At 60.3% G+C, this 16,162-nt stretch carries 18 protein-coding genes; 4 read left to right on the top strand and 14 right to left on the bottom strand.

Annotation, left to right across the window (positions count from 1 at the left end; translation table 11 throughout):
- Positions 1-85: 85 nt before the first annotated feature.
- Positions 86-1,057, top strand: a complete 972-nt coding sequence (locus J3P94_RS17165; RefSeq protein WP_434568934.1) for a GlxA family transcriptional regulator — start codon at positions 86-88, stop codon at positions 1,055-1,057.
- A gap of 496 nt (positions 1,058-1,553) precedes the next feature.
- Here J3P94_RS17165 and J3P94_RS17160 read toward each other — a convergent pair whose 3' ends face one another.
- Entirely contained in the window at positions 1,554-2,543 is a 990-nt protein-coding gene (locus J3P94_RS17160; protein ID WP_434568933.1) for a zinc-dependent alcohol dehydrogenase family protein, read from the bottom strand.
- 140 nt (positions 2,544-2,683) lie between these two features.
- Between J3P94_RS17160 and J3P94_RS17155 the strand changes: the two genes are divergently transcribed.
- Positions 2,684-3,580, top strand: a complete 897-nt coding sequence (locus J3P94_RS17155) for a LysR family transcriptional regulator (protein ID WP_434568932.1) — start codon at positions 2,684-2,686, stop codon at positions 3,578-3,580.
- 146 nt (positions 3,581-3,726) lie between these two features.
- Here the strand turns inward: J3P94_RS17155 and J3P94_RS17150 are convergent, their stop codons facing one another.
- The 5 genes from J3P94_RS17150 to J3P94_RS17130 form a co-directional block, all read right to left on the bottom strand.
- Positions 3,727-3,999 carry a hypothetical protein gene (locus tag J3P94_RS17150; RefSeq protein ID WP_434568931.1) on the bottom strand — a complete coding sequence of 91 codons (273 nt, stop codon included), beginning with the start codon at positions 3,997-3,999 and terminating at the stop codon, positions 3,727-3,729.
- Between the two features lie 147 nt (positions 4,000-4,146).
- The gene (locus J3P94_RS17145) at positions 4,147-4,887 is read right to left on the bottom strand and encodes an HvfC family RiPP maturation protein (protein WP_434568930.1); all 741 of its coding nucleotides are present in this window, start codon (positions 4,885-4,887) and stop codon (positions 4,147-4,149) included.
- On the bottom strand, positions 4,880-5,731 hold the full coding sequence (locus tag J3P94_RS17140) for an HvfB family MNIO-type RiPP peptide maturase (protein WP_434568929.1): 852 nt from the start codon (positions 5,729-5,731) through the stop codon (positions 4,880-4,882). Before J3P94_RS17140 ends, J3P94_RS17145 begins: the two co-directional genes overlap by 8 nt.
- A 66-nt stretch (positions 5,732-5,797) precedes the next feature.
- Positions 5,798-6,262, bottom strand: a complete 465-nt coding sequence (locus J3P94_RS17135) for an HvfA family oxazolone/thioamide-modified RiPP metallophore (RefSeq protein WP_434568928.1) — start codon at positions 6,260-6,262, stop codon at positions 5,798-5,800.
- Between the two features lie 232 nt (positions 6,263-6,494).
- The gene (locus tag J3P94_RS17130; protein WP_434568927.1) at positions 6,495-7,118 is read right to left on the bottom strand and encodes a DUF1349 domain-containing protein; all 624 of its coding nucleotides are present in this window, start codon (positions 7,116-7,118) and stop codon (positions 6,495-6,497) included.
- 130 nt (positions 7,119-7,248) lie between these two features.
- Between J3P94_RS17130 and J3P94_RS17125 the strand changes: the two genes are divergently transcribed.
- Positions 7,249-7,920 (top strand): DUF2268 domain-containing putative Zn-dependent protease, encoded by a 672-nt coding sequence (locus J3P94_RS17125; RefSeq protein ID WP_434568926.1) that lies wholly within the window; start codon positions 7,249-7,251, stop codon positions 7,918-7,920.
- Between the two features lie 113 nt (positions 7,921-8,033).
- On the opposite strand, the gene J3P94_RS17120 is transcribed toward J3P94_RS17125, so the two are convergent.
- Positions 8,034-8,573 carry a hypothetical protein gene (locus tag J3P94_RS17120; protein ID WP_434568925.1) on the bottom strand — a complete coding sequence of 180 codons (540 nt, stop codon included), beginning with the start codon at positions 8,571-8,573 and terminating at the stop codon, positions 8,034-8,036.
- Positions 8,574-8,618: 45 nt separating this feature from the next.
- On the opposite strand from J3P94_RS17120, the gene J3P94_RS17115 reads away from it, so the two are divergent.
- The gene (locus J3P94_RS17115) at positions 8,619-8,870 is read left to right on the top strand and encodes a hypothetical protein (RefSeq protein ID WP_434568924.1); all 252 of its coding nucleotides are present in this window, start codon (positions 8,619-8,621) and stop codon (positions 8,868-8,870) included.
- 169 nt (positions 8,871-9,039) lie between these two features.
- On the opposite strand, the gene J3P94_RS17110 is transcribed toward J3P94_RS17115, so the two are convergent.
- The 7 genes from J3P94_RS17110 to J3P94_RS17080 are packed head-to-tail and all read right to left on the bottom strand — an operon-like array spanning position 9,040 to position 16,151.
- Positions 9,040-10,119: a protein-glutamate methylesterase/protein-glutamine glutaminase gene (locus J3P94_RS17110; protein WP_434568923.1), complete on the bottom strand. Its 1,080-nt coding sequence runs from the start codon at positions 10,117-10,119 to the stop codon at positions 9,040-9,042.
- A gap of 2 nt (positions 10,120-10,121) precedes the next feature.
- Positions 10,122-10,619 (bottom strand): chemoreceptor glutamine deamidase CheD, encoded by a 498-nt coding sequence (cheD, locus tag J3P94_RS17105; RefSeq protein ID WP_434568922.1) that lies wholly within the window; start codon positions 10,617-10,619, stop codon positions 10,122-10,124.
- Positions 10,616-11,452 carry a CheR family methyltransferase gene (locus tag J3P94_RS17100; RefSeq protein WP_434568921.1) on the bottom strand — a complete coding sequence of 279 codons (837 nt, stop codon included), beginning with the start codon at positions 11,450-11,452 and terminating at the stop codon, positions 10,616-10,618. Before J3P94_RS17100 ends, cheD begins: the two co-directional genes overlap by 4 nt.
- Complete coding sequence (locus tag J3P94_RS17095; protein WP_434568920.1) at positions 11,449-11,985, bottom strand: chemotaxis protein CheW; 537 nt, start codon at positions 11,983-11,985, stop codon at positions 11,449-11,451. The genes J3P94_RS17100 and J3P94_RS17095 overlap by 4 nt, the downstream gene beginning before the upstream one ends.
- Before the next feature lie 39 nt (positions 11,986-12,024).
- Positions 12,025-13,683, bottom strand: a complete 1,659-nt coding sequence (locus tag J3P94_RS17090; RefSeq protein WP_434568919.1) for a methyl-accepting chemotaxis protein — start codon at positions 13,681-13,683, stop codon at positions 12,025-12,027.
- Between the two features lie 32 nt (positions 13,684-13,715).
- Positions 13,716-15,827: a chemotaxis protein CheA gene (locus tag J3P94_RS17085; protein ID WP_434568918.1), complete on the bottom strand. Its 2,112-nt coding sequence runs from the start codon at positions 15,825-15,827 to the stop codon at positions 13,716-13,718.
- Between the two features lie 39 nt (positions 15,828-15,866).
- Positions 15,867-16,151 (bottom strand): STAS domain-containing protein, encoded by a 285-nt coding sequence (locus J3P94_RS17080; protein WP_305495393.1) that lies wholly within the window; start codon positions 16,149-16,151, stop codon positions 15,867-15,869.
- Between the last annotated feature and the right edge of the window lie 11 nt (positions 16,152-16,162).

Genomic DNA, 16,162 nt, shown 5'->3' with positions numbered 1-16,162 from the left:
GCCCGAATGACATATTTCGCTATAATCGGGCCAACTGCTCGACGTGGTTCGGCTTGGGCCCCACAGGGCGAATCGAGGCCTCCTCATGCTCCCCATACGCGTTGCTGTTCTAGCTTTCGAAGGCGTCAGCCTTTTCCATCTTTCCGTGCCAGGAATGGTATTGGGAACCGCCCAACCCGCGCCCGATGGGCCTCGGTATGAAATCAATTACTGCGCAGAAGTGCCCGGAGTAATCAGTGCCGACCAGGACATTGGACTGTCGGTAAGCCTCGGCCTGGAGCTGATGGAAACTTCCGACGTCATCATCATCCCCGCGTGGGGCGATCAATCCCTTGTTGCATCGCCCCAACTCGTAGAAGCGCTGCAGCTCGCCAATACGCAAGGCAAGCTCATCGTGGGATTGTGTTTGGGTGCGTTCGTCCTCGGCGATGCCGGGCTGCTCGATGGAAAGGAAGCAACCACCCACTGGGCCGTCCGTGACCAGTTTGCGCAACGTTTTCCCAAGGTTCGATTCAAGCCCGAAGTGCTCTATGTCAGCGCCGATAACATCGTGACGTCCGCCGGAACGGTCGCGGCAATCGATTGCTGCCTGCACCTGGTACGCGAGCGACTCGGCGCAGACGTGGCGAATCGCACCGCGAAAATGCTCGTGACGCCACCCCACAGGCCCGGAGGCCAGGCGCAGTATGTTGAACACCCGGTGCCGCAATTATCTGGCGAGACTCACCTCTCCGACGTCCTGACGTGGGCCCGAATGAACCTGTCCAGCGACCTGTCCCTCGACGTTCTGGCAGACATGGCAAAAATGAGCAGACGGACTTTTACCCGTCGGTTCAAGGAGGCGACTGGTACAACTGTGTCGAAATGGTTGACCGCTGAACGGGTGGCCAGAGCGCAGGCGTTGCTGGAAACGACTGAGTTGCCTATTGAGTGCATCGCGGGGGAGGTGGGGTTTGGGACGTCGTTGTCGTTGAGGCAGCATTTCGGTGCGCATCTGGGGACGTCGCCTTCTGATTATCGGAAGATGTTTTGTCTTGGGGTGGGGCGGAAGGGTTGATGGTATTGGAGGGCGCGTCCGGGGGCGGCGCGGGAGACAGAGTTGGTCTTTGGGGGACACCACCCATTTCTGGTGGGCAGCAATCGGCCAAGATCGGACGTTTGGAAAGTGGGATTATGACGAACAGCAATAAGCCGGAATACTGCACGATCTGCAGACGCTTACTCGACAACCCAGCAGATCCGCTATCAGGCAATTGCGGCGGAGATTGCTGGGGATGCATAGGCGCTATCGAGGCGAAAATGGGATGCGCAGAGTCGCTCGCCTACGTACGCAAAGAATACGAGGCAGGACTTCGGCCTAGCTGGATTGATCCGTTCAAGCCCTGACTTGGAGCTGCGTTACGGCCGCTTTGGGTCGATAGCGGTCGTTCGCGACCGGCAGCTATCGACCCAGAGCAGTCATTTGGCGAAACCTTAGACCGACGCCAGAAGCGGTCATCTGGATCGGGTTGAAGCGGGGCCGAGAATTACGCTCTCAGCCCCATAAATGCCGGTCAGACAGTTACTACGATTTTGCCGATTTGTTGATTGGCTTCAAGGAAACGGTGGGCATTCTGGATGTCGTTAAGCGCGAATGTCTTGGCGATGATCGGGCGCAACGCACCAGACTCCAGCCCTTGTAGAATAAAAGCCTTCGCTCTTTCCAAGGCTTCAAGGTCGGCCACAATTTCTGCGTAGAGATAGCCCTTCAAGGTCAAGCTTTTGCCCAGCACGGTGAACAGTGGAAATGGCGTCGGCTCAGAGCTAAGTGCACCGTATTCCAGCAGGATTCCGCCTCGCGCCATGCTCTGCGTGAGGGGTTCAAAGGACGGCCCGCCTACAGGATCGAACACAACACGGGCGCCTTGACCAACAGTTATCGCCATAACACGCTCGACGATGTCCTCTTCATCACTGACGATGACGTGCGCAGCGCCAGCATCAATTAGGGCCTGCTTCTTCGCGCTGGTTCGAGTGATCGCAATCGATGTGGCTCCGACCATACGAGCAAGTTGGAAGGCAGCCAGGCCAACACTGCTTGATGCAGCGGTGACGATGATAAAGTCGTCCTGCCGCAGCTTCGCTTGTTCGATCAATGCGCCCCAAGCGGTGACGTACTGCATCCAAGACGCAGCAGCCTCTTCAAAGGATAAGTTCTCAGGACTCTTTACCACCAGGTGAGCCGGTACATTGGCCAGCTCGCCGTAAGTGCCCCATCGAGCGATATCCAAAGGCGGGATTACAGCGACCTTATCACCAATCTTGATCTCCGTTACGTCGCTACCAACTGAAACCACGATGCCTGCGGCCTCGTAGCCTAAGCGGCTGGGGAACTCGGCGTCCTGTAGATAGGCGTGATTGCGAAACATCACTTCGGCCCGGTTCAAGCCAATAGCTTTAACGCCAATCTGCACCTCGTTCGGTGCCGGTGCCGGAACTTCCATATCTTCCAGCTTCAGAACGCTGGCATCACCGTATTCGTGGATTCTGACAATGCGTGCCATGTTGGATACCTCGTTTATTAATGGGTCTCGATGTAAATCCGGAATGTACTCCGGCCACTCAAGGGTGACGAGAATTTAGACATTGGTAAGGAAGGGATAAAGGCCTACGATGGCTCATTACTAGAAACATGGTGTTTATAATGGATCGCCTAACGCAGATGGCTACGTTCGTCAAAACGGTTGAGCTGGGTTCATTCAGCGCCGCTGCGGACGATCTGAACTTGTCCCCTCAGTTAGTAGGGAAACAGGTGAAAATGCTCGAACAACATCTCGGTGTCTCCCTACTGCTACGGACTACGCGCAGGCAAAGCCTTACTGACTTCGGCAGGACGTTCTACCAGCGCGCGAAACTAATCCTTGCAGACATGCAGTCTGCCGAAAGCCTGGCTGCCCTTACTCGTGGCACACCAATCGGTCGCCTTCGTATCAACGCACCGGTCACGTTCGGAATTCGCGCGCTTTCGCCACGCCTGCTGGAATACATGGTTCGATATCCACAGGTGTCTATCGACCTAACTCTATCGAACGAGCTGGTCGATATCGTCGATCATGGTTACGACGTGGTCTTTCGCATCGGCGAGCTGGTGAGCAGTGGGTTGAAGGCGATGCCGCTAGAGCCCTATCAAATGGTTTTGTGCGCTGCACCGTCCTACCTTGCACGTCGCCCTCCCATCACGAATCCATGGGATCTACAGCAACAGGAGTGTCTGGGTTTTACCTATTCTGACGGTCGTTCGCACTGGAGCTTCGATAGCCAAGAGGGGAGTATCGATGTTCCAATTACAAGCAAATTGACGATTAATCAGGGTGATCCTCTGCTGGCAGCAGCTGTAGCGGGTCTGGGTGTAGTTCTACAGCCGATAGAGCTGGTTAGCGATGCGTTGCGTGATGGGACGTTGGTGCGTCTGCTCCCGCAGTACCCAGTGCCGACCACCTCAATGCATTTGCTTTACGCCCCTGACCGAAGAATGACCCCAAAGCTGCGCAGTTTCTTGGAATTCGCACGTGAGGCGTTTGGGCAACGGGGGCCTCTCTAACTACAGGAGAATCAATGTCCGCTCCTGGCCGATTGCTGCCGTTCAGTACTCTTCAAAATGCGCCACGGCGCCAAACGCAAAACTTTCTAGTACCCCATTCGTTCATCTGAGGCAGAAAAACGGGCGCTTCCAGCGCCCGTTCTCTTTCACCCCTCAACGCCCTCCTGAAGCCGCCGCCCAATCACCTCCAACAAATCACACCCATCCCTTAGCGGAATCGCCAGCAACTGCGCAAAATCCATTAGCACTACCGTATCGCTACCAATCTCGGCACGAAACGCAATATTTTCCAGAACCTGTGTCACAACGCGGATACGGTAATCAGCCGTAGCATGCAGAACATCAAGCGGTGCCTGACTATCAATCAGCAGCGAAGCCGGGGTGCAGTCGATGCCGGTGATGGGGATGTATCTTTCCATGGGATTGCTCCGATCAGATTAATGGGCTGATCCGATCCCAGGTCGCCAAACCTGGTCGCTCTTCAAGGCGACGCAACCGACTATAAGTTCAAGTACCCGTCACGAACAGGTGACCATTTCCGAGACTCGCGTAGGAATTATCACAACTCACCCCCAACGCGTCCCCAACACAATCCCCTGCGCCTTGAACCCCTCAAGCGCCGCTACCCCCATCGGCATCAACTCCCGCACCGACACTCCAACCACTTCAGCCAACGCCACCAAATGCTCGCGCCCACTGCGCCGATTCTCCATCAGCGAAACCAACAGCGCATACGCCATCGGCGCCATCCGCGAAAACGTCACTTGCCCTTCGCGCCGCTGCAACAGTACCAACGTTGGGGCGGTAGGCTTTTCTGTGGGTTGATGATCCGGCCCGATGTCGCATACCGGCCATTCATAGGCGTGTGCCTGCGCGAGTCGGGAGACCACGGGGGCGCCTTCCATCAGATCGCCGTGGGGATTGTGTGACGGCTCCACCGCATCGCTCAGCAGCAGGGCACTTTCGCTCCATTCGTGCTGGGCGAGTTCGGGCAGCCATGGTGGGAGGCCGTGCAGATCCTCGTGTTGCTCCAGGTAGGCGACAAATTCGCCGGCCAGCTGTGTGAACAGTGGCGTCTGGCAGCGGTAGTTGGCGTAGAAGTCGTGAACCAGTCGTTGCCAGTCGGCGCGCGGCAGGGTTTGGTGGATGACCGGGAAGCTGGCGGCGAGCAGTGATTCGATGTTGCCGATGAACAGTTGGCGGTAGATGGCCAGGCGTCGGGCTTCCAGCCCGGGTGGGGGCGGGTGGTGGGGGTTGCGGACGTAGTTGGCCATGCAGTTGAGTTGGTCGAGCAGTTGTTCAGGCATGGCGGGCCTCCGGGGTGGCCGGGCAGGCGAGTTGTTGGAGCTGTTTGATCTGCTCGACTTCGGCGAGCAGTTCGGTCAACGGCGGGAAGTTGAAGTCGCGTTCCAGCAATGTCGGCACCGGTCCGAATCGTTGGTAGGTCTGGTACAGCAGTGTCCAGACATCTTGCTTGACCGCCGCGCCGTGGGTGTCGATTTTCAGGTCGTCGGCTTCGTCGTAATGGCCGGCGACGTGCAGGTAGCTGACGCGTTGCGCGGGCAGGGCGGCGAGGAATTTCTGGGCGTCGTAGCGGTGGTTGATGGCGTTGACGTAGAGGTTGTTGACGTCCAGCAGCAGGTCGCAGTCGGCTTCTTCGAGGACTGCGGTGATGAAGTCGATTTCGCTCATGGCCTGGAAGGGCGCGGCGTAGTAGGAGATGTTTTCCACGGCGATGCGCTGGCCCAGTAGGTCCTGGGTCTGGCGTATGCGCGCGGCAACGTGGTGCACAGCTTCTTCGGTGAAGGGGATCGGCAAGAGGTCGTAGAGGTGGCCGCTGGCGGAGCAATAGCTCAGGTGCTCGCTGTAGATCGCCACGCCGTAGCGATCGAGAAAGCGCCGGGTGCCGCGCAGCAGGTCGAGGTCGAGAGGTTGTGGGCCGCCGAGGGACAGGGACAGGCCGTGGCAGGTGATGGGGTGTCTTGCGGCCAGTTGATCGAGTTGTTCGGCGTAGACACCACCGACGCCGATCCAGTTATCCGGCGCGCATTCGAGGAAATCCGCGGCGCCCGAGGGCATTTTCAGCAAGTCGCCAAGCATGGCGCGACGCAGGCCGAGCCCGGCGCCGTTGGGTGAAGTGAAGGTGCTCATCGCAATTCTCCAGGGATGGCCAGACCCTCCCGGTGTGAACCGCCGGGAGGGCGCGGGCGAAGGGCTTTATTCCTTGGCTTGGCTCATGCGGGTGAACAGCTCGGTGGGCACTTTCTTGCCATTGGCGGTGTATTGGCCGGTGCGATATTTGTAGGTTTCCGCTTCGGACAGGTAGCCGTCGTGGTTGCTGTCCATCTTTTCGAACTCGGCTTTTTCGGTCGGCACCACGCTGAGGAATTCCTTCAGCGACACGCGATCATCTTTGTCGGTGTCAGTGCTGGCGAAGGACGCGTCGCCACATTTGCCTTCACCGCATTTGCCTTCGGCCTGGGTGACTTTTTTGCCCGATTCGGCGGCGCCGCATTTGCCTTCGCCGCACTTGCCTTCGGAGGTTTTTTCCGCCGAGGCCAGTTGATAACCCTGGGGCAGGGCGTCGACCGCGAAAGCCGACTGGGCGAGGCTCAAGCCGCCGGACAGGGCGAGGGCGGCAAGGGCGAGGCGAGCGGTGTTCGAGTTTTTTGTACGGGTCATGAGATTTCTCCAGATAAGAGCTGTTTGGCCCCTGGCAACGTTGCGCGGGGCGTGTGCCGTGGCGGCGTCACGTTGCTTGCCCGGTGCTGGGCACGTCGGGTCGAAGCAAGGCGCGACTGGCCTGTTCGGACGGGGCCATTTGGCGCTTGTCGTGTATCTGGGATGTGTCGTGCGGCGGTGTGTTTGTATTGCTGTGTGTCGCGGATACAGAGCGCTGCAACAGGGGCCGCGCTCAGGTCAGATCATGCAAGTCCTTGCCCAGCGCAGGCCCTAGGGTCCAGTCGGAAAAAGCGACTTTCAAGCCGCCGCGCTTGGGGCTGCACGCCATCGGGCCGACGCGGTAGGTCGGTGCGATGGGAAACGGGCATAAGCGCACCAGCGGCCAACGAAGTCCATCGGCGGAAACCTGCAAGCGTAGTACGCCGTTGGCGACCGTGGCGCGCATCCAGAAGTCGTTGGGATCGGCGGTGTACGGGCTGGTCGCCCAGTCGGATTGTCCGTCGGTGAGTACGCTGCCGAGCATCGCCTGGCCGTCGCTCAGTTCGATCCCGGCCTTGACCCATTGGCGTTCGTTGATGCGGACCATGAGACCGGCCTGGTCGTACAGGGCTTCGAAGGTGCCTTGGATGCGTAGTTGGCAGGTGAAGCTGGGTGGGGCTTCGACGCCGAGGAAATGGCCGCTGTCGTGGGTGAAGCCGTAGTGGGTTTCGCGCCAGAAGTCAGTGTTGGTGTCGGTTTCCAGGCGCAGGGAATTCGTTGTGGCGGTGCTGTGGATTTTGGGTTCGTTCAGCCATGAGCCGTTTAGCAGGCTGTGGGGGTGTGTATCGTTTTTGATGTTTTGATCAGGCGTGGTCATCACGAATCCTTCTGTAAGCTTCGCTGTAGAAAGCTGGGGGACCCCGGGGACCTATTGATCCTCAGCATAATCAACGATATGACTGATCGGACGAAAAGAAAGCACAAACCCAATAAAAAAAGGAGAGTTGATGGACGCATGGACGTTGCACTGGCTAGAAGCCTCGGGGAGTCTGGCTGAGTTTCGCAAGGAGCTGGTTGGTGAGTTCGAAACCGCTTTTGAGGCCTTGGCTTATCGGATGGTCCCGCCCCGACTTGATGTCCTGGTCCAGCGATTGCCGGGCGAAACCATTCCGGAATTGGGCCTGGTAGGGCGAGCGTATCGAAGCTCGATGTTCAGCATGACGCTTGATCCAGATAATCCCAACTTCATTCCCAGCCTGCGCGCTGGCGCGCTACATCGTCAGATTATCCATGAGGTCCATCATTGTCTGCGCATGGCAGGGCCGGGCTATGGCTGGACGTTGGGCGAGGCTTTGGTGAGCGAAGGACTTGCCGGACAGTTCGTCCGATATCTGCTCAACACCGATCCAGAGCCTTGGGAGCGGGAAGTTAGCTCAACTGAGCTGTTGAATTCGCCGGTTGGGCTGCAAGCACTTGAATCGAGTTATTACGATCACAGCGAATGGTTTTTTGGTAGTGGGAACAAGCCCAAATGGCTGGGGTACTCGCTGGGCTACGAGATGGTGGGGTGTTGGCTTGGGTCCAGGCAGGAGGTAGACATTTTTACTTGGGTCAACGTACCTGCAACCGACATCATCGCTACCGCGCTTGAGCGAGGTCTGATAACAGCGACTTCTTGAACGACCGCATGAACGGTTTATTCACGATCGGTTGAAGCTCTTACCGAGCCGCTGGTGGGGTGGGGCCGCTGCGCAGCCCAGCGGGAGCAAGCTCCCTCGCCACGGTTTCGTGATTACTTCTTGACCGAATAATCCGCCCCCCAGACCCGTACGGCACTGATCGCTTCGTTCATGCCTTCGAAAACGAATTTCTGTCGTACGGCGATCTTCGGTGGGACGGTGACTTCGTCGGGGTTGTCCAGACCGGTGAGGCGGTTGGCGTAGCCGGCCTGGTCGATGGCCAGCAGGGTGCCGGTTTGTCCGAGGTTGATCAGGCGCAGTTGGGTGTCGGTGCTGTTCTTGAAGCCGAGGGTGATGGTGACGTTTTCTTCGCTTGGCTCAAGCTTCAGCACTTCGATAGTGATGCGGTCTTTCATTTGCTCGCCGGAGGAGATGATCGCGGCGCCATCGGTGCCCTGGACCGACTCGCGCCCGTCGAGCACGCCTTCGCTCACACCGCCCAACAGGTTCTTGCCTGCGGTGATGAACGACGAGACCGCGGATTTGGTCGAGTCCTTGATGACGCTTTCCGCCGGCTCGCCCTCGGCCAGGCACAGAGAGCTGATCAGAAGACCTGAGACGAGGAAGGTGGCGCGTGAAGGCAGAAGGGGCATACCTGAATCCTTTAGGGTGGCTAGCAGCACGCCGGGCAAATAAGCGTGCGGCATGATAGCCGGGATCATGGCGTACTTCTGCAGTTCTGGCTTGGCGGGTTTCTGGCTTTATGCACTGATCCGCATTTTTTGGTCGCAGGTGCGTCTGTAACGGTATCAGTTACCGCTCCACAATTCGGCCGTGCCGCAATGGCTCTTATTGGGGGAATGCTCATGGCGAAGATGGCGATTTTTCTGGGTGGTTTTCTGGCGTTGACGTTGCTGATCGGTGTGCTGGCGACGATCTCGCCTGTTTAAACAGCTTTTCTTGTGGCGAGGGAGCTTGCTCCCGCTGGGGCGCGCAGCGGCCCTGAACCCTGGCAACTCGATCTGCAACGGCGCCTCCGAGTATTTGGGGCCGCTGCGCAGCCCAGCGGGAGCAAGCTCCCTCGCCACAACAGCTCTCACTCAACAACAGGTGCTTTGTTCAGCGATGCAATATCACCTGCGCAATCTCCTGCAACGGCATCACCCGCTGCGCGGCGTTGAGTTTGATGGCTTCCTTGGGCATGCCGAACACCACGCAGCTGGCCTCGTCCTGGGCTACGGTGGCGCTGCCGGCGTCGAGCATTTCCTTCAGGCCGCGGGCGCCGTCGTCGCCCATGCCGGTCATGATGATGCCCGTGGCGTTACGGCCGGCGAACTTCGCCACCGAGCGGAACAGCACATCCACCGAAGGGCGATGGCGATTGACCAGCGGGCCGTCCACTACCTGCACGTGATAGAACGCGCCGCTGCGGGTCACCATCATGTGCTTGCCGCCGGGGGCGATGAGGGCCAGGCCCGGGTGGATGCGGTCGTTGTTTTTCGCTTCGCGCACTTCGATCTGGCAGAGGCTGTTGAGCCTTGCGGCGAAGGATGCGGTGAATTTTTCCGGCATGTGCTGGACGATGACGATGCCCGGACACACCCGTGGCAGGGCGGTGAGCACCGCTTCCAGCGCCTGGGTGCCGCCGGTGGAGGTGCCCATGGCGACGATGCGTTCGGTGGTCTGGGCCATGGCGTGGCCGTTGGCGGCGGGCAGCATGGCGTCGGCGGTGAGTTTGGTCGCCGGGGTCAGCGGCGTCGCCGGAGCCGGGCGCTTGCCCAGGTTGCGGACGTTGACCTGGGCGGCGGCGCGGATGGCGGACACCAGTTCCGGGGCCGATTCCAAGAGGAAATTCTTCAAGCCGCTGGTGGGCTTGGTGATGATTTCCACCGCACCGGCGGCCATGGCTTGCAAGGTGGTTTCCGCGCCCTTGGGCGTCAGCGACGAGCAGATCACTACCGGGGTAGGCCGTTCGCTCATGATTTTTTTCAGGAAGGTGATGCCGTCCATGCGCGGCATTTCCACGTCCATCACGATCACGTCGGGCCATTCCTTCGCCAGTTTGTCCATGGCAAAGATCGGGTCGGAAGCCGCACCGATGACGTTGATGTCCGGCGTGTCACTCAGGATCGCCAGCAATACCTGGCGGACCACGGCGGAATCATCCACCAGCAATACGTTTATTTTTTTGCCTGACATGGTTAGTGCAGGGTCCTTATCGGTTGGTGCCTGACCCAGACGTCGCCCGTGCAAAGGTCGAAAATGATGCTGCGGTGGCCGGTGCTGCCCATGTCCTGGGCGATCAGGTCCAGGCGATAGAGCGCGGCCATCTCCAGCGCCGCGTTGACGTTCGACCGTGCCACGTCGCCGAATGCCACATGGCGTTGCAGTTCGGGAAACATCTCGCCGCCGCCGAACAGCTTGAGCTGGTATTCCTCGGGCTCGGTGTGATGGGCACGGGCCTGACGGACGAACAGCTCGATGGCTTCATCGGCGTACATCCCGTTCAACGCGGTGGAGCACCGTACCCGGCTGGGCAACATGAAATGGCACATGCCGCCGATCTTGCGTTGCGGGTGCCAGAGCGTGATTGCCACGCAGGAGCCGAGGATCGTCCGCAGCCGGGTCGGGCAGGTCGCAAAGCGAAACTCTCCCGGCCCGAGGTAGACCTCCGCTACCTGCTTTATCGCGGCGCTCATGGCTTGCGATAAATCGAAGGGGCGACCAACTTCAGCGCATCGGACACGCCATTGAGGCTCTCCGAATGGCTGACGATGAAATACCCGCCGGACTTGAGCCGAGGGATCAGCCGCGCAACCACTTTGCTCTTGGTGGGCTGGTCGAAATAGATCATCACGTTGCGCAGGAAAATCACATCGAACTCCCCCAGCTCCGGCAGGGTGTCGTTGAGGTTGACCTGGATGAAGTTGACGCGGTTGCGCAGCGCCCGATCGATGAGCATCGTGCCTTGCTGGCTGCCGGTGCCCTTGAGGCAATATTTCACCAGCAACGGATGGGGCAGGTTGCGCGCGCGTTCCATTGGGTAATGCCCGGAACGGGCCTTCGCCAACACCTGGGTGCTGATGTCCGAACCGATGACTTCCCATGGCGTGGTGCCCAGGCTTTCGGCCAGAGTCATGGCGAGGCTATAGGGCTCCTCGCCGGAGGAACTGGCCGCGCTCCACAGGCGGAAGGTCTTGCCCGGCGTCGCGTGGGGCAGCACATGGTCGCGAAGAAAGTCGAAGTGCTTGGGCTCGCGGAAAAAATAGGTCTCGTTGGTCGTGAGCAGGTCCAGCGCCACCTGCAGTTCGTCGCTGCGCTGGCCGCTCATGATCAGCGTGAAATATTCGCCATAACTGTCCAGTTCATAGTGCTTGAGGCGCTTGAACAGCCGCCCGGCCACCAGGGCTTTCTTGGCCGGCGACAGGTTGATGCCGGCGGCCTGGTACAGCCAGGACTGGAACTGGCTGAACTCCCGGTCGCTGAGGGCCATTGAATTCACTGTGCGTTCCTTGCAAGTGTCTGTGCTCATGAGACTGGTGCTTCCAACGCAGCGGGGCTGGCCTGGGCGAGTTCGGACATCTCGTCGATGGACAGCACCCGGTCGACCTCCAGCACGATGACGAACTTGCCATCGACCTTGGCCATGCCGCTGATGAAGTCGGCGCGGATCTTCGCGCCGAAACTCGGCGGTGGTTCGATCTGCGAGGCCGGGATCTCCAGCACCGCCGACACCGTGTCCACCAGCAGGCCGATATCCTGGGCCTGACCATCAGCGCTGGCGGCCTCGATGATGACCACGCAACTGCGCCGGCTGATGGCGGAATTTGGCCGGCCGAAACGGGCCGACAGGTCCACCACCGGCACGACCGCACCCCGCAGGTTGATCACCCCGCGCACGAAGGCCGGCATCATCGGCACGACGGTCAGGTTGCCGTACTCGATGATTTCCTTGATGCACAGGATGCCGATGGCGAACATCTCCGTGCCGAGCATGAACGTCAGGTATTGCGCTTCTTCCTCGACCGCGCTGACGGTTTGACGTGTGGTCGCGATGGCGCCCATAGCTTTTTCTCCTTTAGGCAAGCCTGTGGAACCGGGCCATCAGAACCGGGTAAATTCCGATTCGTCCGGCGCGCTGGCCATGTTGTAGGCAAATGCCTTGGGCATCACCGGTGCCGGTGCCCGTGCCGGTTTGCGGCTGGACGGACCTGGGGTGTTATCGACCCTGGCGCTCTGCATGGCGGACTTGGCTGGCGTGTCCAGAGTGAAGAAGCTCATGGCCTGTTGCAGCTGTTCGGCCTGGCTGCTCATCTCTTCGGCGGTGGCGGCCAGTTCTTCGCTGCTGGAGGCGTTCTGCTGGGTCACCTGGTTGAGCTGGGTCATGGCGGTGTTGATCTGCGCCACGCCGGCGGCCTGTTCTTCGGACGCGGCGCTGATTTCCTGCACCAGGTCCGAAGTCTTGTTGATGGACGGGACCATTTCGTTGAGCAGGTTCCCGGCCTTCTCCGCCATGTCGACGCTGCTGGACGACAGTTCGCCGATTTCCTGGGCGGCAACCTGGCTGCGCTCAGCCAGTTTGCGCACTTCGGCGGCGACCACCGCGAAGCCTTTGCCATGTTCGCCGGCGCGGGCCGCTTCGATGGCGGCGTTAAGCGCAAGCAGGTTGGTCTGGTAGGCGATGTCGTCGATGATGCTGATGCGCTGGGCGATTTTTTTCATCGCCACCACGGTCTGCTGCACCGACTCGCCGCCGTCGGTGGCTTCCTTGGCGGCCTTGCTGGCCATGCCGTCGGTAACCTTGGCGTTCTCGGTGTTCTGGTTGATGCTGGCGCTCATCTGCTCGATGGAGGCGCTGGTTTCCTCGACGCTGGCCGCCTGTTCGCTGGTGGCCTGGCTCATCGATTGCGCGGTGGCGCTGACTTCTTCGGAGGCGCTGGCGAGGTTGTCCGCCGCGTTGCGCACTTCACCGATGATGTGCGAGAGCTTGCCAACCATATTCTGCATGGCATTGAGCACCATGCCGGTTTCGTCCTTGGAGCCGGCTTCGATTTTCGCGTTCAGGTTACCTTCGGCCAGTTGTTCGGCGACGGCGGCGGCCTGCTTCAGCGGACGGGAAATGATCCGCGAAATGAACAGCGCCAGACCCAGGCCCACCAGCAGGGCGGCAGCCAGCACGGCGATGATCGACAGGCGTGCATTCTCATACAGCTGGGTGCCGTGTTCGCTGGCGGCGCCGGCACCGACGTCGTTCAGTTCCACGAGTTTTTGCAGGTCGCTTGTCACCAGGTCGAACTGGCGTTTGGACTCGCCTTTGAGCAGCGCCATGGCTTGCTCGGTCTGGTTCTGCCGGGACAGCGCGAACAGATCCTTGCTGACCACCAGGTAAGCGGCCCAGTCGTTGCGGGTGGTTTCGAACAGTTGACGGTCTTCGGCGGTGGAGAGCAGTTTTTCATAGGTGCCGAGACGGGTTTCGAAGGCCTTTTTCGCTTCGTCGGCTTCCTGCTCCAGCGTTACGCGTTCTTGCTCGGAGTCGGCGGAAATATGACGGTTTTCCTTGAGGCGAAAGCTCGCTGCGTAGAAGCGCATGCCCGAGGCGGCGCGCATGGACGGCATCCAGTTCTCGCGGATCTCGGTGGTGGTGCCGTTCACCTGGCCCAGCTGGTGGATCGAAAACACGCCCATGACGGCGGTCAGCGCCAACACCACGAGGAACGAGGTGATCAGTTTGGTGGCGATTCTAAGGTCGTAGAACCATTTCATTGGGGAATACCTCTCCATGGAGTGTTGAAGCGTCAGCGAGCGTTGGCTTGTTGTAATGGGGTCGGGTTGTAGCGGTTTTCTGTTTGTGCGATCTGGGTGAGCAGGGCAGGTACGTCGAGAATCAACGCCACCGCACCGCTGCCCAGAATGGTCGAGCCGCTGATGCCGCGCAGTGCGCCGAACAGCTTGCCCAAGGGTTTGATCACGGTCTGGAATTCACCCAGCAGGTCATCCACCACCAGCCCGGCCTTGAGTTCGGCGTAGCGCACCACCACCACGTTCTGCCGGCGCGAGGCCGGGCCTTCGTGATGGAAGTGATCGCGCAGGTACACCAGCGGCAGCACTTCGCCGCGCAGGTCGAGGTAGCCTTGTTCGCGGCTGGCGACGCCATCGTCTTCGCTCAGCTCGATGCATTCCTGGACCATGTCCAACGGAATCACATAGGTGGACTGGCCGATGCCGACGAGGAAGCCATTGATGATCGCCAGCGTCAGCGGCAGGCGGATGCGCACCACGGTGCCCTTGCCCGGTTGGCTGTCGAGGTCGACGGTGCCGCGCAGCAGTGTGATGTTGCGCTTGACCACGTCCATGCCCACACCGCGCCCGGACAGGTTGGTGACGGCCTGGGCGGTGGAGAAGCCGGGTTCGAAAATCAGGTTGTAGATTTCCTGGTCGCTCAGGTTTGCGCCGGCGGCGATCAGGCCGCGCTCATGGGCTTTTTCCAGGATGCGGTCGCGGTTCAGGCCGGCGCCATCGTCGGCGATTTCCAGCACGATGCTGCCCGAGTCGTGGTAGGCGTTGAGGTGCAGGTGACCCTTGGCCGGTTTGCCGGCGGCCATCCGCGCCTCGGCGGTTTCGATGCCGTGGTCCATGGCGTTGCGCAGCAGGTGCATGAGCGGGTCGCCGATCTTTTCCACGACGGTCTTGTCCAGCTCGGTTTCCGCGCCGCTGATGATCAGGTCGATGTCCTTGCCCAGTTCCTGGCTGACGTCGCGCACCACCCGGCGAAAGCGGTTGAAGGTTTCGCCGATGGGGATCATCCGCAGGCGCAGGGCGCCGTCGAGAATCTCTTCCACCAGCCCGGACACCGATGAGGTGGCTTCCTGCAACGGGTCGTTCTGGCACGTGCGGGCCAGCAGGCTGGCGCCGGCACTGGCGATCACCAGCTCGCCGACCAGGTTGATCAGTTCGTCGAGTTTGTCGGCGTTGACCCGGACGTACGTGCCGTCCCTGCTTTTGCCGTCGCTGGCCACGGCCTGTTTGTCGGGCGCGACCTGGGCCGGCATGCGCGGGGTTTTGCGCTGGTCTGGCAACAGCTCGCCGGTGGTGACCATGGCGGTGCTTTCTTCGCTGGCTGTCTGGGCGGTGGTGACCAAATCGGTGCTCGCCTGGGGCTCTGCCTCCGCCTCTGCCTCTGGCGCGGCAACGATCTCGATCACGCAATCTTCGCGGACAAAATCGAAGACTTCGTTGATCGCGGCATGACCGGCGGCGGAGCGAAACCCGATATCAAAACCCAGGTAGCAGGATTCGGCATCCCAGGCTTCGATAGCCGGCATCGCTTCGGTCAGCGTGGTGATCTCGACGATCTCACCGAGGGTCTGCAGATAGCGCAGGAACGACAGCGGGTCCATGCCATTGCGGAACACTTCCTGCCCAAAGCGCAGGCTGATGTGCCAGAGGCGCGCGTCGGTTGACTCGCTCGTTTCAGTTGCCTCTGCCGCAGTCGTTTCGGGCGCGGTCGGGGGCGCCTGGTATTCCTGGAGGATCTGGCACAACTCCATTTCCCGAGCCAGGGCAGGGGGCTGCAACGTCGAGCCCTGGTTGGCGACCACGTCGATCAGTTCAAGCATGTGATCGCCGGACTTGAGCAGCACCGCGATCAGGCCCGGGTCCACCGCGACGCTGCCTTCACGCAAGCGGTCGAGCACGTCCTCGACGATGTGGGTGAAGCTGACGATCGGCTCCAGGCCGAACAGCCCGGCCGAACCCTTGATGGTGTGCGCCGCGCGGAAAATTGCGCCGATGGCGTCATCGTCGGCGGGGTCGTTTTCCAGTTGCAGCAGCGATTCTTCCATCGCCTGCAACTGCTCTCGTGCCTCGACGATAAACGTTTGTTGTGCCTGATCGAGATTGATGCTCACGCTCATATCCTTTGTCGTGTCCGACGTGTCGCGGGGCCTCTAGGCAACGAGGTTGCACAGGGCGAGTGTCTCCGTAACGGCTTTGCTCTGGCCGGTCACTGTCAGTTGGGTGCCGGCCTTGGGTGCCTCGCGCTGAATCATCAGCAGCAGTTGCAGGCCGGCGCCGTCCATCTCGGTGATCTGCGACAGGTCCAGTGCCATGTTCGGCGTGGCCCCCAACCGTGGCAGCAATTGTGCGGCCAGGTCGGCAGCGGTGTAGATCGTCAGCTCGCCGTCGATCTGCACCTGCGCGGTGTCATCTTCTGTTTCGTACAGCAGCGGCATCGAAGCCTCCG

Source organism: Pseudomonas sp. Z3-8 (assembly GCF_051131975.1).
Classification (GTDB): Bacteria; Pseudomonadota; Gammaproteobacteria; order Pseudomonadales; family Pseudomonadaceae; genus Aquipseudomonas.
The sequence above is the reverse complement of the archived record's forward strand: the minus strand, read 5'-3'. Positions and strand labels throughout refer to the sequence as shown.